We start from the raw sequence: 15,178 nt of genomic DNA, 5'->3' as shown, positions 1-15,178 counted from the left end.
AAGTGTGCTTATACTGCCGTTCGTGCCCGGGCGGGATGGGGGAAAGCCGTTGCCGGCAGGCTCAGTTGCCCGCCCTCAACAGCCCGCCCAGCCCCCGCTCTTCCAGGTAGCGGCCAAACACCCCCTTAAAAGCGCCGGTATGCTTGTGGCTCAGCGCCTCCTGGTACACCTTCTGCAATTCATCGACTCGGGACTGGCGCACTATATATTTGATACGCATGATATTGCTGTTGTTCATGCTGAAGCGCCGGTAGCCCATCGCCAGCAACACCAGCACACCGATAGGTTCCCCGGCCAACTCGCCGCAAATGGAGACCGGCTTGGCATACAACCGGGCACTGTCGATGATCTGTTGCAGCGCTCGCAGCACGGCAGGATGCAGGGCGTCATAGATATCGGCCACCCGACCGTTGTTGCGATCCACCGCCAGCAGATATTGGGTCAGATCATTGGTCCCCACCGACCAGAAGTCCACCAGGGGGGCCAGCTCGGGCAGCTGATAAAGCAATGAAGGCACTTCTATCATGACCCCCAGGCTGGGATAACGAATACCATCGGGGGCGATGCCCGGTTCTGCCGACACCTCGCGCCAGGCCCTGTCCAACAAGCGACGCGCGGCCCTGACTTCATCCAGGTTGCCCACCATCGGCAGCATGACCGACAGGTTGTCGATGCCTTCGCTGGCCCTCAGCATGGCCTTGAGCTGCACCAGAAAAATCTCCGGGTGATCCAGGGTCAACCGAATGCCCCGCCAACCCAGGAAAGGGTTTTCTTCCACGATGGGAAAATAGGGAAGTTGTTTGTCTCCGCCCACGTCCAGGGTGCGCATGCACACGGGTTTGCCGGCATAGCTGGTCAGGATCCGACGATAATTAGCGGCCTGCTCCAGTTCGGACGGAAAACGGTCGCGCATCATAAAGGGAATTTCGGTGCGGAACAGCCCCACGCCATCGGCTGCATCGTTCATGGCGATCTCGGTGTCGGCGCTGAGGCCAGCATTGAGCAGCAACGAGATTTTAACGCCATCCAGAGTTTCCGAACGCTCTCGACGCACGGTGGCGAACAGCTCGCTCATCTGCTCTTCTTCGGCGATGAGGCGTTTGTACTCCCGCAGCACCGACTTGATTGGCTCCACCAGCAGCTCACCGCTGTAGCCATCGACGATCAGGGTCTTGTCTTCCAGCAGCTCGAACGAATGATCGATGCCGATCACCGCCGGTATGCCCATGGCCCGGGCCAGGATAGTGGCATGGGAGTTGATGGAGCCCTTGGCCGCCACCAGGGCCTTCAGCTTGCCCCTGGGGATTTCGGCAATCAGGGTGGCACTGATCTCGTCGGCCACCAGGATCACCGGCTCACTGAGCGCCAACGGGCCGTCATCCTCATGGATCAGGCGGGTCAACAGCCGCTGCCCCAGATCCCGCACATCGGCGGCCCGCTCCCGCAGATAGGGGTCGGACATGGCGGTAAACTGGGTAATCTGTTTTTCGCAGACCCGTTTGATGGCGCTGCCGGCCGTCCAGCCCCGCTCGATATCTTCACGGATCAAGCCCATGAACACGGGATCTTTCAGGATATATTGGTAAACCTCGAAAATGGCCACCGACTCCCCGGAGGAGGACTCCTTGAAGCGAAGCGCCATGCTGTCCAGCTCTTCATCCACCTGCTGCAGAGCCTTGTCGAGCCGGGCCTGCTGTTGGTGCGGATCATCTGATTTACGTGGCTTGACCTGGCCCAGCTCAACCCTGGGTTGCCAGACCCAGGCCTTGCCGATGGCCACACCCGGCGAGCCGGCCAAGCCGCGCAACACTCCGTGCCAGTTGGGAGATTTAAGGTTGCCCTTGGCCTCGGCGTGGGCAATCACGGTCGCCAGCTGGGACGCCAGGGTAACCAGGAAAGATTCTTCCTTTTCCTCAAACAGGCGTACCTGTTTTTGCTGGACCACCAGCACGCCCAGGGTCTTGCGCTGGTGAATGATCGGCGAGCCGAGGAAGGACTTGAAGGCGTCTTCCTGAGCTTCGGGCAGGTATTTGAAACGGGGATGATGCTGGGCATCCGCCAGGTTGATCAGCTCTTCTTTTTCACCGATTAACCCGACAATGCCTTCGCCGAAGGGGATCTGAGCGTGGCCCACCGCCTCCGGAGCCAGACCATCCGTGGCCGCCAGCAGATAGGCCTGGTCGAGATCACGGCGCAAATAAATAGAGCAACAGTCGACCTGCATCGCGTCACGGGTCTGTTTGACCAGCTCGGACATGGCCTCGTTCAAATCGGAAGAGGCGGTAACCCGCTCGACTATCTCTCGTAATTCCTTTAACACGCCGCGCTCTCCTTATTTATCTATATCGTTTACGCCCATCTTTGCGGCTTTGCTCCGCCATCACTATGGGAGCAAATTCCCTTAACACCCGCCGATAAACTTCCCGTTTAAAAGACACCACCTGCCGTACCGGGTACCAATAGCTTACCCAGCGCCAGTCATCAAACTCGGGATGCCCATGACACCCGAACTGAATGTTCGATTCATGATCCGAATCCAATCGCAGCAGAAACCATTTCTGCTTTTGACCGATGCATACGGGATTACTCTCCCACCGGACCAAACGCTTGGGTAACTTGTACTTAAGCCAGTGACGGGTCACCGCCAGCAGGGTCACATCTTCCGGCTTAAGGCCTATTTCCTCATACAACTCCCGATACATGGACTGTTCCGGCGTTTCACCGTCATCCACTCCACCCTGTGGAAACTGCCAGGAGTGTTGTCCATAGCGTCTGGCCCATAACACCTGACCGTTGCGATTGCAGATCACGATGCCTACATTGGGACGAAAACCGTCACCATCTATCACGCAATCACCAGACTAAAAAGCTCACATTGCCATGATTGTTCCACATTCCCCTATTCCCGGCAAATCATGCTGTTAACTCATGGGGACAGTCTGCACTGAATAACTTAGCTCATTGTCAATAGTTATAAACAGAAAAAGGATCTATTGCCGATCCTTTCCCCCAAAATATGTGGATAATTTTGTGATAAAGCCTGTATAGCTTATTTACCCTGTTAGTACATGATGGCTGACGGTTTTATGATTTCGTTTCAAAGATAAATAAAAATACATATTTATCAAATATATAAAAAACAAACCGCAAGCAAAACTGGATCTTTCACCAGTATCACAGGCGGCCAGGATAATGTTAATAAGTCCGATAGCACAAAGATCCACCAACAGCAACTTATCCACAAATAGTCCGTGATTCCCGGGTGTCAGCCAGCTGAAAAATCCTGATTTTTCATCTTTAGGCGCTTTTGTCCGCTTGCCTTATACGCGCATGATGAGTTATCCCATTTTTCTGTGGATAAGGCTGTGCAATGGCATGTTTATAGACAGGGAAAACCGGTATATCATTTATCCAGCAGAAAAAGACCGGCGCATAAGCATTTAAATCATTAATAATCATATAGTTACATTCACTATGGGGTTCAAGATATCATGCTGTGTCAAGCGACACTGGTGAACGAAAAATGAACAAATCGGATTCCCGTCCCCATTCCGTCGCCATGTTACTGTCCCGGGCCGAACAGCTGGCCGGTTGGTCATTGGCTGAGCTGGCACAGCAACAGGGCCTGGAAGTACCACGGGATCTGCGGCGGGACAAGGGTTGGGTGGGTCAGTTGCTCGAACTGGCACTCGGCGCCAGTGCCGGCTCCAAACCCGAGCAGGATTTTCCCGAACTGGGAGTAGAGCTGAAAACCATCCCGGTGGACAGACATGGCCGGCCATTGGAGACCACCTTTGTCTGCGTGGCTCCGCTTACCGATACCGCCGGCATCCGTTGGGAAAACTCCAATGTGCGTAACAAACTATCCCGGGTACTCTGGATCCCGGTGCTGGGGGAGCGAGAAATTCCCCCGGGCGAGCGGCGCATCGGGCAGCCGCTGCTGTGGGAACCCACGGCAGAGGAAGAACATCTACTGCGTCAGGATTGGGAAGAGTTGATGGAGCTGATTAGCCTGGGACGGGTGCAGGAGATCACCGCCCGCCATGGACAAGTGTTGCAGCTGAGGCCCAAGGCCGCCAATAGCCGGGCGCAAACCGCCGCCATCGGCAAGGATGGCGAGCCAATCCAGACCCTGCCCCGGGGCTTCTACCTGAAAATCGGTTTCACCGCGGCCCTGCTGGCCCGGCATTTTATGTTGTAAGCGGCCGGTTTTCGCCGCCCACAACAAAAAGGCCCGCAACTGCGGGCCTTTTCTACAACCGGATCGGCTTATTTGCCGTTTTTGCTGGTCAGACGCTCTCTGATACGAGCAGACTTACCGGCACGATCACGCAGATAGTAAAGCTTGGCACGACGCACGGCGCCACGACGCTTAACTTCTACGCTGCCGATCAGCGGGCTGTGAGTCTGGAAGGAACGCTCTACGCCTTCACCGTTGGAGATCTTACGCACGGTGAAAGCAGAGTGCAGGCCGCGGTTACGCTTGGCGATAACAACGCCTTCGTAGGCCTGCAGACGCTCTTTGCCACCTTCGGCAACGCGTACCATCACACGCACGGTATCACCGGGACCAAATTCCGGGATATCGGTACGCAATTGTTCGTCTTCAAGCTGCTTAATGATATTGCTCATGATATTTCCTTACCTAGGGTAAACTGAAAACTCTACTGCTTTGGCTCGCGATATTCGCGAACAAACTCGGCAAGAAGCTGCTCTTGCTCGTCAGTCAGAGCTAGGTTATTCAAGAGTTCCGGCCTTCTTAACCAGGTCCGGCCCAATGACTGCTTCAACCGCCAGCGGGCGACCTCACCATGATTGCCGCTTAGCAGCACCTTGGGTACGGTTAGTCCCGACAAGTCTTCAGGACGCGTGTAGTGGGGATGATCCAGCAGGCCTTCGGTAAAGGAGTCCTGCTCGGCACTGGCCATGTCACCGAGGACACCGGGCACCAGACGGGCCACCGCATCGATCAGTACCATGGCGGGTAATTCACCACCACTGAGTACATAATCCCCAACCGACCACTCTTCGTCGACATCGGCCTGAATTACACGCTCATCTACGCCCTCGTAGCGCCCGGCAACCAGGATAAGCTTATCCTGCTTGGCCAGTTCGGCTACACCTTGCTGATCCAGCTTACGGCCCTGGGGAGACAGATAAATGACCCTGGCCCCTTCGCCCGCCGCTGCCCGTGCCGCCGCTATGGCATCACGCAATGGTTGCACCATCATCAGCATACCCGGTCCGCCCCCGTAGGGCCTGTCATCGACGGTACGATGCCGATCCCGGGTGAAGTCTCGCGGATTCCAGCTTTCCAGCTGGAGCAGGCCATCTGTTACGGCCCGACCGGTCACTCCAAAGTCGCTTACTGCCCGGAACATCTCCGGGAAGAGGCTGACAACCCCTATCCACATGATTTTCTCCGCGCACCGGACGACTGGAATTAAAAATCCGGATCCCAATCAACTTCGATGATCTTATCCGTCAGATTGACGGACTTAACCACCTGTTCTTCTAAAAACGGAATCAACCGCTCTCTTTGACCAAACGCATCATTGGCATTGGCTTTGACCACCAGCACGTCGTTGGAGCCGGTTTCCATCAGCTGAGTCACTTCACCCAGGTGGTATCCCCTGGTGTTGTTCACCTGACAACCGATCAGATCGCGCCAGTAAAACTGGTCTTCCGGCAGAGCAGGAAATACATCCGCACCCACCGCGATATCGGTACCGGTCAGTGCCTGGGCCTCTTCCCGTTGATCGATATCGGCCAGCTTGCAGATAAGGCCGTTACTGTGACGCTTCCACCCAGCCACCTGGATTTCACGCCAGCCTTTGCCGTCTTTTATCAACCAGGGTTGATAATCGAAAATGCCTTCTGGCTGGTCGGTAAAGGAGTTGACCTTCAACCAACCCTTGATACCGTAAACGGCACCCAGTTGGCCTACTACTACAGGGTCGCTCACCTTAACTCCCTACCTTTCAAGACTTAGGCCGCTTTGGCCGCGTCTTTGATAAGCTTGGCTACGCGCTCGGAAACGCTCGCACCCTGGCCTACCCAGTGGTTGATGCGCTCCAGGTCCAGACGCAGTTTCTCTGCCTGGCCTGCGGCGATCGGGTTGAAGAAGCCTACTTTCTCGATGAAACGACCATCGCGAGCATAGCGGCTGTCAGCAACTACTACCTGGTAGAACGGACGCTTTTTCGCGCCACCACGTTGTAAACGAATGGTTACCATACCGTCCTCTATATACTTGAAACAAACAAGGTCCGCAGACAATGCGAACCCTGGCTTAAAATAAGCCGCGCAATTGTACTCTGATCCGTATCGAATGCAACCAAAGCTGTATTTTTGCGCGCCCCTTCAGGATCGTTGACCCACAACTGGGGGTCGCCCCCCTACTCCCCGCTCCCAATTCTCTCCTGTATCAGAAGGGCCCCCGCCGCCCGCCGGGGCCCATCATGCCCTTCATCTGGCTCATCATCTTGCGCATGCCGCCCTTGCCGGACATCTTTTTCATCATTTTCTGCATCTGGGTGAATTGCTTGAGCAGCTTGTTCACTTCCTGCACCTCGGTGCCCGCGCCCATGGCGATGCGGCGCTTGCGCGAGCCCTTGATCAGATCCGGATGCTGACGCTCTTTGGGAGTCATGGAGTTGATGATAGCCTCCATGCGCACCGTCAGCTTGTCGTTCACCTGATCTTTGACATTGTCCGGCAGCTGGGACATACCCGGCATCTTGTCCATCAAGCTCATCATGCCGCCCATATTGCGCATCTGGGCCAGCTGATCGCGGAAATCTTCCAGATCGAAGCCCTTGCCCTTCTTGAGCTTCTGGGCCATTTCCGCGGCCTTGCCCTTGTCGACCGTGCGCTCCATCTGGTCGATCAACGACAGCATATCGCCCATGCCGAGGATCCGGGAGGCGACCCGGTCCGGATGGAAAGGTTCGAGGGCATCGGTTTTTTCACCGACACCGATAAACTTGATCGGCTTGCCGGTGAGCTGACGTACCGACAGCGCCGCCCCGCCACGGGCATCCCCGTCCGCCTTGGTCAGGATCACCCCGGTCAGCGGCAAGGCCTCGTTAAAGGCCTTGGCGGTATTGGCCGCATCCTGACCGGTCATGGCATCCACCACAAACAGGGTTTCGACCGGATTAAGGGCGCCATGCAGTTGCTGGATCTCCCCCATCATGTCGGCATCGATATGCAGCCGGCCGGCGGTATCCACCAGCACCACATCGAAAAACTGCTTGCGGGCATGGGCCACCGCATTGGTGGCGATATCCACCGGCTTTTGCTGGGCATTACTGGGGAAACACTCGACCTCCAGATCCGCTGCCAGGGTTTCCAGCTGCTTGATCGCCGCCGGCCGATAGACGTCGGCACTGACCACCAGCACCTTCTTTTTATGGCGTTCTTTCAGGAACTTGGCCAGCTTGCCCACCGAGGTGGTTTTACCCGCCCCCTGCAGACCCGCCATCAGGATCACCGCCGGAGGCTGCGCCGCCAGATCCAGCGCCTCGTTGGCCTCGCCCATCACCGACACCAGTTCGGCATTGACGATCTTGATAAAGGCCTGACCCGGGCTCAGGGACTTGGCCACTTCCTGGCCCACCGCCCGCTCCTTGACCCGATTGACGAAGTCACGCACCACCGGCAGGGCGACGTCGGCCTCCAGCAGCGCCATGCGCACTTCGCGCAGTGTTTCCTTGATATTGTCTTCGGTCAGACGGCCACGGCCACTGACGTTCTTCAGGGTCCTGGACAATCTTTCTGTGAGGTTCTCAAACATAACAGGTCCGCAATTGGCGAAAATTGCGACCAGTATACCCAAGTCGCGCCCCGAACTTAAGACACCTTCGCTGGCGAGATCCGTGAGCTTGGGGGTATACTGGCCGTTCTTATTCAGATTCTTGGTTAATGGCTGACGTTCATTATGGAATTGCTTGCTGTTTTGGCGATGGCATTTTATCTGTTGGCGGCCGTCGCCTGTGTGCATAACTTGCTTCACCCCCATCACAAGGGGCGTCAATACGGGTTGATTGCCGCCCTCTGCGCCCTCTTCCTCCACGGCTTATGGCTGTTCGATGCGGTGATCCTGGTGCCCGGTCAAAACCTGAGTATGCTGAATGTGGCCTCCCTGATCAGCCTGATCATCTGCCTGCTGATGACGGTGCTGGTCAGCCGTTTCAACGTCTGGCTGCTGATGCCTGTGGTCTATGGCTTCGCCGGTTTGTTGCTGGTGACCGACTTCCTGCTGCCCGGCAGTTACAGCATGCACTTGGAAACCCGGCCGGAAATATTGCTGCATATCGGACTCGCCCTTATCTCTTACTCATTGCTGACCATTGCCTGCCTGCTGGCCATACTGCTGGGCTTTCTCGATCACCGGTTGAAAAAGCACAAGCTGACCAACCTGCCCACCATGCCGCCGCTGATGACCATAGAGCGATACCTGTTCCGGTTGATTTTTGCCGGTGTGGTGCTGCTGACCCTGTCGATTTCCAGTGGTCTGTTTTTCCTGCAGGAAATGTTCAGCCCGGGTAAGGCCCACAAGGCCGTGCTCAGCATTATCGCCTGGTGTTTATACGTAACCCTGCTGTGGGGTCATCACCGCCTGGGCTGGCGCGGCCGCAAGGTGATCTGGGCCACCCTGGCCGGCAGCGTGCTGCTTACCCTGGCCTATTTCGGCAGCCGTTTTGTCAGCGAAATCCTGTTGCGTTGACCTTGGGCCCATGTCGTAACTTGACACTCATCCCTTAAAGCCTTAGAAATTGAATCAGCTTTTACACACAGGACGGTCTGCTTGGACGACATATCCACGGGTACCTTAACCGGTATCCTGATAGCCTTACTCTTTGTTTCTGCCTTTTTCTCCAGCTCTGAAACCGGCATGATGTCGCTGAACCGTTACCGGTTACGTCACCTGGCGCAGAGTCGCCATAAAGGGGCCATCCGGGTGGAAAGACTGCTGGCTCGTCCCGACCGCCTGATTGGCCTTATCCTGATCGGCAACAACCTGGTCAATATCATGGCCTCGGCCATTGCTACCCTGATTGCCATCCGCCTGTTCGGTGATTACGGCGTGGCCATCGCCACCATGAGCCTGACCCTGGTGGTGTTGATCTTTGCCGAGGTCACCCCCAAGACCCTGGCGGCCCTTTATCCGGAGCGGGTGGCCTTTCCCGCGTCCTTTATCCTCAAGCCGCTGATGGTCTTGCTCTATCCTTTTGTGTGGATGATCAATGCCATTTCCAATGGCTTGCTGGCCATGCTGCGCATCAATACCAAGAGCCGGGAAGACACCGCCATCAGCTCGGATGAGCTGAGAACCATAGTCAACGAGGCCGGCACCCTGATCCCCCGTCGCCACCAGGATATGCTGCTGTCCATCCTGGATCTGGAGAAGGTCACGGTGGATGACATCATGGTACCGCGTAATGAAATTTACGGTATCGACGTTACCCAGGACTGGAAAACCATCAACCGGCGCCTGTTGCAAAGCCCCCACACCAAGGTGCTGCTGTATCGCGATAGCATAGACGATGCCCTGGGTTTTATTCATGCCCGGGACGCCCTGCGACTGCTGGCCAAGGATGAATTCAGCAAGTCCAGCCTGATGCGGGCGGTGCGGGAGCTATACTATATTCCCGAAGCCACCCCGCTGAACGTACAGTTACTCAAATTCCAGCGCAATAAAGAGCGCATCGGCCTGATCGTCGACGAATACGGTGATATCCAGGGCCTGGTAACCCTGGATGATATTCTCGAAGAAATAGTGGGCGACTTTACCACCACCATCACTCCGACCCTCAGCGATGAGATCAAGCCCCAGGACGATGGCAGCTACCTGATCGAAGGTTCTGCCAGTATCCGGGATATCAACAAGGAGCTGGGCTGGCAACTGCCAACCGACGGCCCCCGTTCACTGAATGGCCTGATCTTGGAGTATCTGGAAGAAATTCCCCAGGCCAATATCGGCCTGCGGCTGGCGGGCTACCCGATGGAAATTCTCGAAGTAGAAAACAATATGGTCAAACAGGTCAGGGTGTTGCCGCACTATTACAAGGCGAGTTGAGCAAAGCACAGCCGTGCCTGCTTATCGTTTACGGTTCCGTTTGGCGCTTATTAGTTATGGCTGACCGCCCGTTGCTTGACTGGCTCCAACTGTTCGAAGATCACCATCAGCTCATCCCTGTTACCCACTAAATCGGCCAGCGTGTAGCTTTCCATCACCCTCAGGAAGGCGTCCATCGCCAGCTTAAGCGCATCCTTTAACCGGCAGACAGTCACCAGATGGCAGGCAGGGCTACCGCAGTCGATGCCGTTGAGATTATGTTCCAGGGCACGGATCACCTGTCCGACATTGATCTGTTCCGCCGGCTTGGCCAGACGAATACCGCCGTTTTTACCACGAACCGCATGGATATAGCCCAACCGGGCCAGCTGGTTCACTACCTTCACCATATGGTTGCGGGACACGCCATAGAGTGTGGAAACATGGGCCACGCTGGTCAACTCTGTCGCCGGCAGGGTTGCCAGATACATCATGGCTCTCAGCCCAAAATCAGTATATGTGGTCAGTTTCATCTAGCTAAATCCTGGATTCAGGCAACTAATATACATACATAATACACATTCATGGCTAAAGTGGTATGAATTCTATCTGGACTCAAGGGCAAAGCAAGCGTTGAGCAATGCAGGCCGGCGTGCCTTCCGTTTTCGGCCCGAGCCGGTAATCGAGCAACCGGGTTCGGGTGGTGGTTCAAGAACAACTGAACTCGCGCCCTAATGCCACCACCGGGCGGCGTCTTGGTGAGCATAGACGGCTGAAGATATGGCAAATGGAGAAAACAACGCCGGCGAGCACCGCCGGACACCAGGGGAAAAGAGGAGGCGGCAGTGAGGCAGAGCATCCGGGCGGAATATACACTGGCCTTACCACACCTTCTTCTATGATGACAAAACCTGCAGGCCCTCCCGGTTAGCCAGCCTTGCTGTTGGTGATTAAAGCGCCTTTTCCAGTTCGGGCAACACCTCGAACAAATCGGCCACCAGGCCATAGTCCGCCACCTGGAAGATAGGCGCCTCTTCATCCTTGTTAATGGCGACGATCACCTTGGCGTCCTTCATCCCCGCCAGGTGCTGGATGGCCCCCGACAAACCCACAGCGATATACAGCTCGGGGGCCACTATCTTGCCGGTCTGACCCACCTGCATATCGTTGGCGGCATAGCCCGCATCCACCGCCGCCCGGCTGGCGCCGATCGCCGCGCCCAACTTGTCGGCCAGCCGCTCGATCAGCTGAAAGTTCTCTTTTGAGCCCAGCCCGCGACCGCCGGAGATCACCACCCGGGCCGAGGTCAGCTCAGGCCGTTCAGAGCGCGCCAATTGCTCGGACACAAAACGGGAAGTGCCCGCCTCAAACACCTGCCCTATGGTTTCGACCACGGCATCGCCACCTTCGGCGGCGGCGGCATCGAAACCTGTGGTACGGACGGTAATCACCTTGACTGCGTCCAGGGACTGCACCGTGGCGATGGCATTGCCCGCGTAAATGGGACGGGCAAAGGTATCGGCTGACTCCACCCGGATAATATCGGAGATCTGCCCCACATCGAGCAGGGCCGCCACCCGCGGCATCAGGTTCTTGCCGTTGCTGGTCGACGGCATCAGCAAATGGCTGTACCCCTCCGCCAGCCCGGCCACCAGGCCCGAGCCGTTTTCCGCCAGTTGATGCCCATAGGCCTGGTGGTCGGCCAGCAGTACCTTGCGCACCCCGGGCACCTTGGCGGCAGTCTCGGCAACCACCCCGCAGTCCTGCCCCATCACCAGCAGATCCAGCTCGCCCCCGATTTGCTGTGCGGCGGAAACGGCACAAAGGGTAGCCGGCTTTAAAGCCTGATTATCATGTTCCGCGATTACCAGAATAGCCATCAGATCACCTTAGCTTCATTCTTGAGTTTATCGACCAGCTCGGCGACTCCAGCCACCTTGACTCCGGCCTGACGGACAGGCGGCGGCTCCACCTTCAGCAACTTGCTGTACGCCCTGACCTCGACCCCGTAATCGTCCGGTGTCTTGGTATCCAACGGTTTTTTCTTGGCTTTCATGATGTTGGGCAGGGAGGCATAGCGGGGTTCATTCAGCCGCAGATCGACCGTCACCACCGCAGGCAGCGTGAGTGCCAGGGTCTGCAGGCCACCGTCCACCTCCCGGGTGACATTGAGTTCATCACCGTTTTTCTCGACCTTGGAGGCAAAGGTCGCCTGGGCCATGCCGGTCAGGGCAGAGAGCATCTGGCCGGCCTGGTTGTTGTCGGTATCGATGGACTGCTTGCCCATCAATACCAGGCCGGGCCGCTCCTGCTCGACGATTTTGGCCAACAGCTTGGCCACCGACAACGGCTCCAGGGTTGCTTCCGTCTGCACCAGAATCGCCCGATCCGCCCCTATCGCCAAGGCGGTACGCAGTTGTTCCTGGGCGCTCGCCGGCCCCATGGAAACGGCGATGATCTCGCTGGCTATTCCCGCTTCTTTCAGACGCACAGCTTCTTCCACCGCGATTTCACAGAAGGGATTGACTGCCATTTTGACATTCTTTAAATCCACATCCGAGTGATCTGGCAGCACCCTGACCTTGACGTTGTAATCAATCACACGCTTGACCGTTACCAGCACCTTCATAGGTCATTCCTTTTATTGCTATCTGTGGGCAAAGATACCAAATCATCATAATCACTATTGCTGCCCTTCAATATGGCCGAGCTCTCAAAAATCATTTCCTGCCAAAAGTATTTGGCGGCCCTTTTACTGCAGAAAGTGTGAGCTGACGGCTTGTGCCGCTAAATGAATAACCTAATATCAGGTAACAAACACATAAAAGCATGACGATAAATTAAATAGCTGTTCCGAATAGCAGGTCACTCGAGGCAGCGACCGGCCGCTAAGCAAAGCCTCTGGGCCAGGGCCGGAAATGCTCCTGCCGTTCCGACATTTCCACCCTCCCTGGCGGTCAGATGGCAAGCGGAGCCCCAGGGGGCAGCTTGCTGCCTGCAGCGAGCTTTACGGCTGACCGAATATCCAGTGAGTGTTCGCAGCAGGCGTAAAGCACCGGTGACCTTAGGCATGGCTTGTCTGCGTGCGCTACCCGGTCGATGTAGCAATATTGGGAACCGTTATTTAACACTACTGAAGATTTGCTGTTGAAGGAGCCGGGCCGTGAGTCGAGAGTCAATGGAATTTGATGTCGTTATTGTCGGGGCCGGCCCCGCCGGCCTGTCGGCCGCCTGTCGGCTGATGCAACAGGCTCAGGCGAACGGCCTGGAACTCAGCGTCTGCCTGGTTGAAAAAGGCTCGGAGGTGGGCGCGCACATCCTCTCCGGGGCCGTGATAGAAACCCGCGCCCTGGACGAACTGTTCCCGGACTGGCGCGAACGAGATACCCCCCTGCACACCCGGGTCAAGGAAGACAAGATCTTTATGCTGACCAGCGACCAGGGGGCTATCCAGCTCCCCGAGGCTATCGCTCCCAACTCCATGCGAAACCAGGGTAATTATATCGCCAGCCTGGGCAATGTCTGCCGCTGGCTGGCCGGGCAAGCCGAGCAACTGGGGGTGGAAATCTTCCCGGGATTTGCCGCCGCCGAGATCCTCTATCATCCGGACGGCAGCGTCAGGGGCATCGCCACCGGCGACATGGGCATAGCCGCTAATGGTGAACACAAAGACGGCTACACCCAGGGGATAGAACTGCACGCCAAATACACCCTGTTCACCGAAGGCAGCCGCGGCCATCTGGGCAAACAGCTGATCGCCCGCTATCGGCTCGACCAAGACCGGGATCCACAGCATTACGGCCTTGGTATCAAGGAACTATGGGATATTGATCCGGCCAGGCATGAGCCCGGACTGGTGGTCCATGGTACGGGCTGGCCCCTGGGCGGTGACAGCAGCGGCGGCTTTTTCCTCTACCATGACGAGCACAACCAGGTGGTGGTAGGGCTCATCGTCGACCTTAACTACCGCAACCCTTATCTGAGCCCCTTCGACGAATTCCAGCGCCTCAAGCACCATCCGGTATTGGCCCGCTATCTGCAAGGGGGAAAGCGGGTGGCCTATGGGGCCCGGGCCATCACCAAGGGCGGTTTCAATGCCCTGCCCAAGATGACCATGCCCGGCGCCCTGCTGCTGGGCTGTGATGCCGGCACCCTGAATTTTGCCAAGATCAAGGGGACCCACACCGCCATGAAGTCCGGCATGCTGGCGGCCGATACCCTGGTCCAGGCCCTGGCCCGGGGAGATAAGGGCGGTGGGGAGCTGACCGGATACACCCAGGCTTTTAAAGAGTCCTGGCTGTATGATGAACTGTACCACAGCCGTAACTTCGGGCCCGCCCTGCACAAGTTTGGTCCCTGGCTGGGCGGCGCCTTCAACTATCTGGAACAAAACTGGCTGGCCGGCAGGCTGTCATTTACCCTGCACGATAGCCGCCAGGATCACCAGAGCCTCAAGCCGGCCGGTGAGTGCTCCCCCATCCATTATCCCAAGCCGGACGGCAAGCTGTCCTTCGACAAGCTGTCTTCGGTTTTTCTATCGAATACCCTCCACGAGGAGGATCAGCCCTGTCACCTGCAATTGACCGACCCCGACATCCCCATCAGCCAGAACCTGCCCCGCTATGCTGAGCCCGCCCAGCGTTATTGTCCGGCGGGAGTCTATGAGGTGGTGGAAGAAACGACCGGCCCCCGTTTCCAGATCAACGCCGCCAACTGCGTGCACTGCAAAACCTGTGATATCAAGGACCCGGCCCAGAATATCACCTGGGTGGTGCCGGAAGGCGGCGGCGGTCCCAACTACCCCAATATGTAGACGGCCAGGCCATTGAACGCCGCTTGCTCAGGCGACATTCAAATAACAGTATTTCTCTCTCAAAAAAATAACCTGTTGAGTAGACGGAAACTCCACAGGTTATCCGTGAGTGGATTTTTTATAATTTTATCGCTCGCCCTGAAAGCACTGCAGAAATTTAAACAACTCGTACCTAAGTAAACACTATTGATACGATTTGATTTTAAAGGCTACATTAATTATTAATAACCGCCGGATAATCATCATCCTTCTATTAACGAATAACAAGATAGACTTTAGTTTAAGCTCCCTCACCCTGAGCC

Annotated in this window: 14 protein-coding genes; 4 read left to right on the top strand and 10 right to left on the bottom strand. The window is 56.5% G+C overall.

What is annotated here, in order from left to right; translation table 11 throughout:
* Nucleotides 1–61 precede the first annotated feature (61 nt).
* Together ptsP and rppH are read right to left on the bottom strand one after the other, a co-directional pair.
* A complete protein-coding gene (gene ptsP / locus ABD806_RS14615; protein ID WP_344959300.1) occupies nucleotides 62–2,320 on the bottom strand; it encodes a phosphoenolpyruvate--protein phosphotransferase in 2,259 nt (752 codons plus the stop codon).
* Between the two features lie 16 nt (nucleotides 2,321–2,336).
* A complete protein-coding gene (gene rppH, locus ABD806_RS14610; RefSeq protein WP_344959298.1) occupies nucleotides 2,337–2,849 on the bottom strand; it encodes an RNA pyrophosphohydrolase in 513 nt (170 codons plus the stop codon).
* A 674-nt stretch (nucleotides 2,850–3,523) separates the two neighbouring features.
* On the opposite strand from rppH, the gene mutH reads away from it, so the two are divergent.
* The gene (mutH, locus tag ABD806_RS14605) at nucleotides 3,524–4,201 is read left to right on the top strand and encodes a DNA mismatch repair endonuclease MutH (RefSeq protein WP_344959296.1); all 678 of its coding nucleotides are present in this window, start codon (nucleotides 3,524–3,526) and stop codon (nucleotides 4,199–4,201) included.
* A 68-nt stretch (nucleotides 4,202–4,269) separates the two neighbouring features.
* Here mutH and rplS read toward each other — a convergent pair whose 3' ends face one another.
* From rplS to ffh, 5 genes are all read right to left on the bottom strand, one after another.
* Complete coding sequence (gene rplS, locus ABD806_RS14600; RefSeq protein ID WP_344959294.1) at nucleotides 4,270–4,632, bottom strand: 50S ribosomal protein L19; 363 nt, start codon at nucleotides 4,630–4,632, stop codon at nucleotides 4,270–4,272.
* Nucleotides 4,633–4,664: 32 nt separating this feature from the next.
* On the bottom strand, nucleotides 4,665–5,414 hold the full coding sequence (gene trmD, locus ABD806_RS14595; protein WP_344959292.1) for a tRNA (guanosine(37)-N1)-methyltransferase TrmD: 750 nt from the start codon (nucleotides 5,412–5,414) through the stop codon (nucleotides 4,665–4,667).
* Nucleotides 5,415–5,443: 29 nt separating this feature from the next.
* Entirely contained in the window at nucleotides 5,444–5,965 is a 522-nt protein-coding gene (gene rimM / locus ABD806_RS14590; RefSeq protein ID WP_344959290.1) for a ribosome maturation factor RimM, read from the bottom strand.
* A 23-nt stretch (nucleotides 5,966–5,988) separates the two neighbouring features.
* The gene (gene rpsP, locus ABD806_RS14585) at nucleotides 5,989–6,237 is read right to left on the bottom strand and encodes a 30S ribosomal protein S16 (RefSeq protein WP_116475077.1); all 249 of its coding nucleotides are present in this window, start codon (nucleotides 6,235–6,237) and stop codon (nucleotides 5,989–5,991) included.
* Nucleotides 6,238–6,427: 190 nt separating this feature from the next.
* Nucleotides 6,428–7,798, bottom strand: coding sequence for a signal recognition particle protein (gene ffh / locus ABD806_RS14580; RefSeq protein WP_344959287.1), 1,371 nt, complete (start codon nucleotides 7,796–7,798; stop codon nucleotides 6,428–6,430).
* A gap of 144 nt (nucleotides 7,799–7,942) precedes the next feature.
* Here ffh and ABD806_RS14575 point away from each other — a divergent pair, with 144 nt between their 5' ends.
* Both ABD806_RS14575 and ABD806_RS14570 read left to right on the top strand, forming a co-directional pair.
* Nucleotides 7,943–8,731 carry a cytochrome C assembly family protein gene (locus tag ABD806_RS14575; RefSeq protein WP_344959285.1) on the top strand — a complete coding sequence of 263 codons (789 nt, stop codon included), beginning with the start codon at nucleotides 7,943–7,945 and terminating at the stop codon, nucleotides 8,729–8,731.
* Between the two features lie 81 nt (nucleotides 8,732–8,812).
* Entirely contained in the window at nucleotides 8,813–10,084 is a 1,272-nt protein-coding gene (locus tag ABD806_RS14570) for an HlyC/CorC family transporter (RefSeq protein ID WP_344959283.1), read from the top strand.
* Between the two features lie 50 nt (nucleotides 10,085–10,134).
* On the opposite strand, the gene nsrR is transcribed toward ABD806_RS14570, so the two are convergent.
* The 3 genes from nsrR to ABD806_RS14555 form a co-directional block, all read right to left on the bottom strand.
* On the bottom strand, nucleotides 10,135–10,596 hold the full coding sequence (gene nsrR / locus ABD806_RS14565; protein ID WP_344959281.1) for a nitric oxide-sensing transcriptional repressor NsrR: 462 nt from the start codon (nucleotides 10,594–10,596) through the stop codon (nucleotides 10,135–10,137).
* A gap of 417 nt (nucleotides 10,597–11,013) precedes the next feature.
* Nucleotides 11,014–11,943, bottom strand: a complete 930-nt coding sequence (locus ABD806_RS14560; RefSeq protein WP_344959279.1) for an electron transfer flavoprotein subunit alpha/FixB family protein — start codon at nucleotides 11,941–11,943, stop codon at nucleotides 11,014–11,016.
* Nucleotides 11,943–12,692 (bottom strand): electron transfer flavoprotein subunit beta/FixA family protein, encoded by a 750-nt coding sequence (locus tag ABD806_RS14555; protein ID WP_344959277.1) that lies wholly within the window; start codon nucleotides 12,690–12,692, stop codon nucleotides 11,943–11,945. The genes ABD806_RS14560 and ABD806_RS14555 overlap by 1 nt, the downstream gene beginning before the upstream one ends.
* A 534-nt stretch (nucleotides 12,693–13,226) precedes the next feature.
* On the opposite strand from ABD806_RS14555, the gene ABD806_RS14550 reads away from it, so the two are divergent.
* Nucleotides 13,227–14,876: an electron transfer flavoprotein-ubiquinone oxidoreductase gene (locus ABD806_RS14550; protein WP_344959275.1), complete on the top strand. Its 1,650-nt coding sequence runs from the start codon at nucleotides 13,227–13,229 to the stop codon at nucleotides 14,874–14,876.
* The last annotated feature ends 302 nt before the right edge of the window (nucleotides 14,877–15,178 follow it).

The sequence above is a fragment of the Zobellella aerophila genome (assembly GCF_039539325.1).
Taxonomy (GTDB): domain Bacteria; phylum Pseudomonadota; class Gammaproteobacteria; order Enterobacterales; family Aeromonadaceae; genus Oceanimonas; species Oceanimonas aerophila.
Note: the sequence above shows the minus strand (reverse complement) of the source record. Positions and strands in the feature narration are given on the sequence as shown.

Excerpts from the sequence above, each read along its gene's own strand:
- ABD806_RS14560 (WP_344959279.1), bottom strand. The coding sequence starts at position 11,943 with ATGGCTATTCTGGTAATCGCGGAACATGATAATCAGGCTTTAAAGCCG.
- ffh (WP_344959287.1), bottom strand. The coding sequence starts at position 7,798 with ATGTTTGAGAACCTCACAGAAAGATTGTCCAGGACCCTGAAGAACGTC.
- ABD806_RS14555 (WP_344959277.1), bottom strand. The coding sequence starts at position 12,692 with ATGAAGGTGCTGGTAACGGTCAAGCGTGTGATTGATTACAACGTCAAG.
- ABD806_RS14575 (WP_344959285.1), top strand. The coding sequence starts at position 7,943 with ATGGAATTGCTTGCTGTTTTGGCGATGGCATTTTATCTGTTGGCGGCC.
- mutH (WP_344959296.1), top strand. The coding sequence starts at position 3,524 with ATGAACAAATCGGATTCCCGTCCCCATTCCGTCGCCATGTTACTGTCC.
- trmD (WP_344959292.1), bottom strand. The coding sequence starts at position 5,414 with ATGTGGATAGGGGTTGTCAGCCTCTTCCCGGAGATGTTCCGGGCAGTA.
- nsrR (WP_344959281.1), bottom strand. The coding sequence starts at position 10,596 with ATGAAACTGACCACATATACTGATTTTGGGCTGAGAGCCATGATGTAT.
- rplS (WP_344959294.1), bottom strand. The coding sequence starts at position 4,632 with ATGAGCAATATCATTAAGCAGCTTGAAGACGAACAATTGCGTACCGAT.
- rpsP (WP_116475077.1), bottom strand. The coding sequence starts at position 6,237 with ATGGTAACCATTCGTTTACAACGTGGTGGCGCGAAAAAGCGTCCGTTC.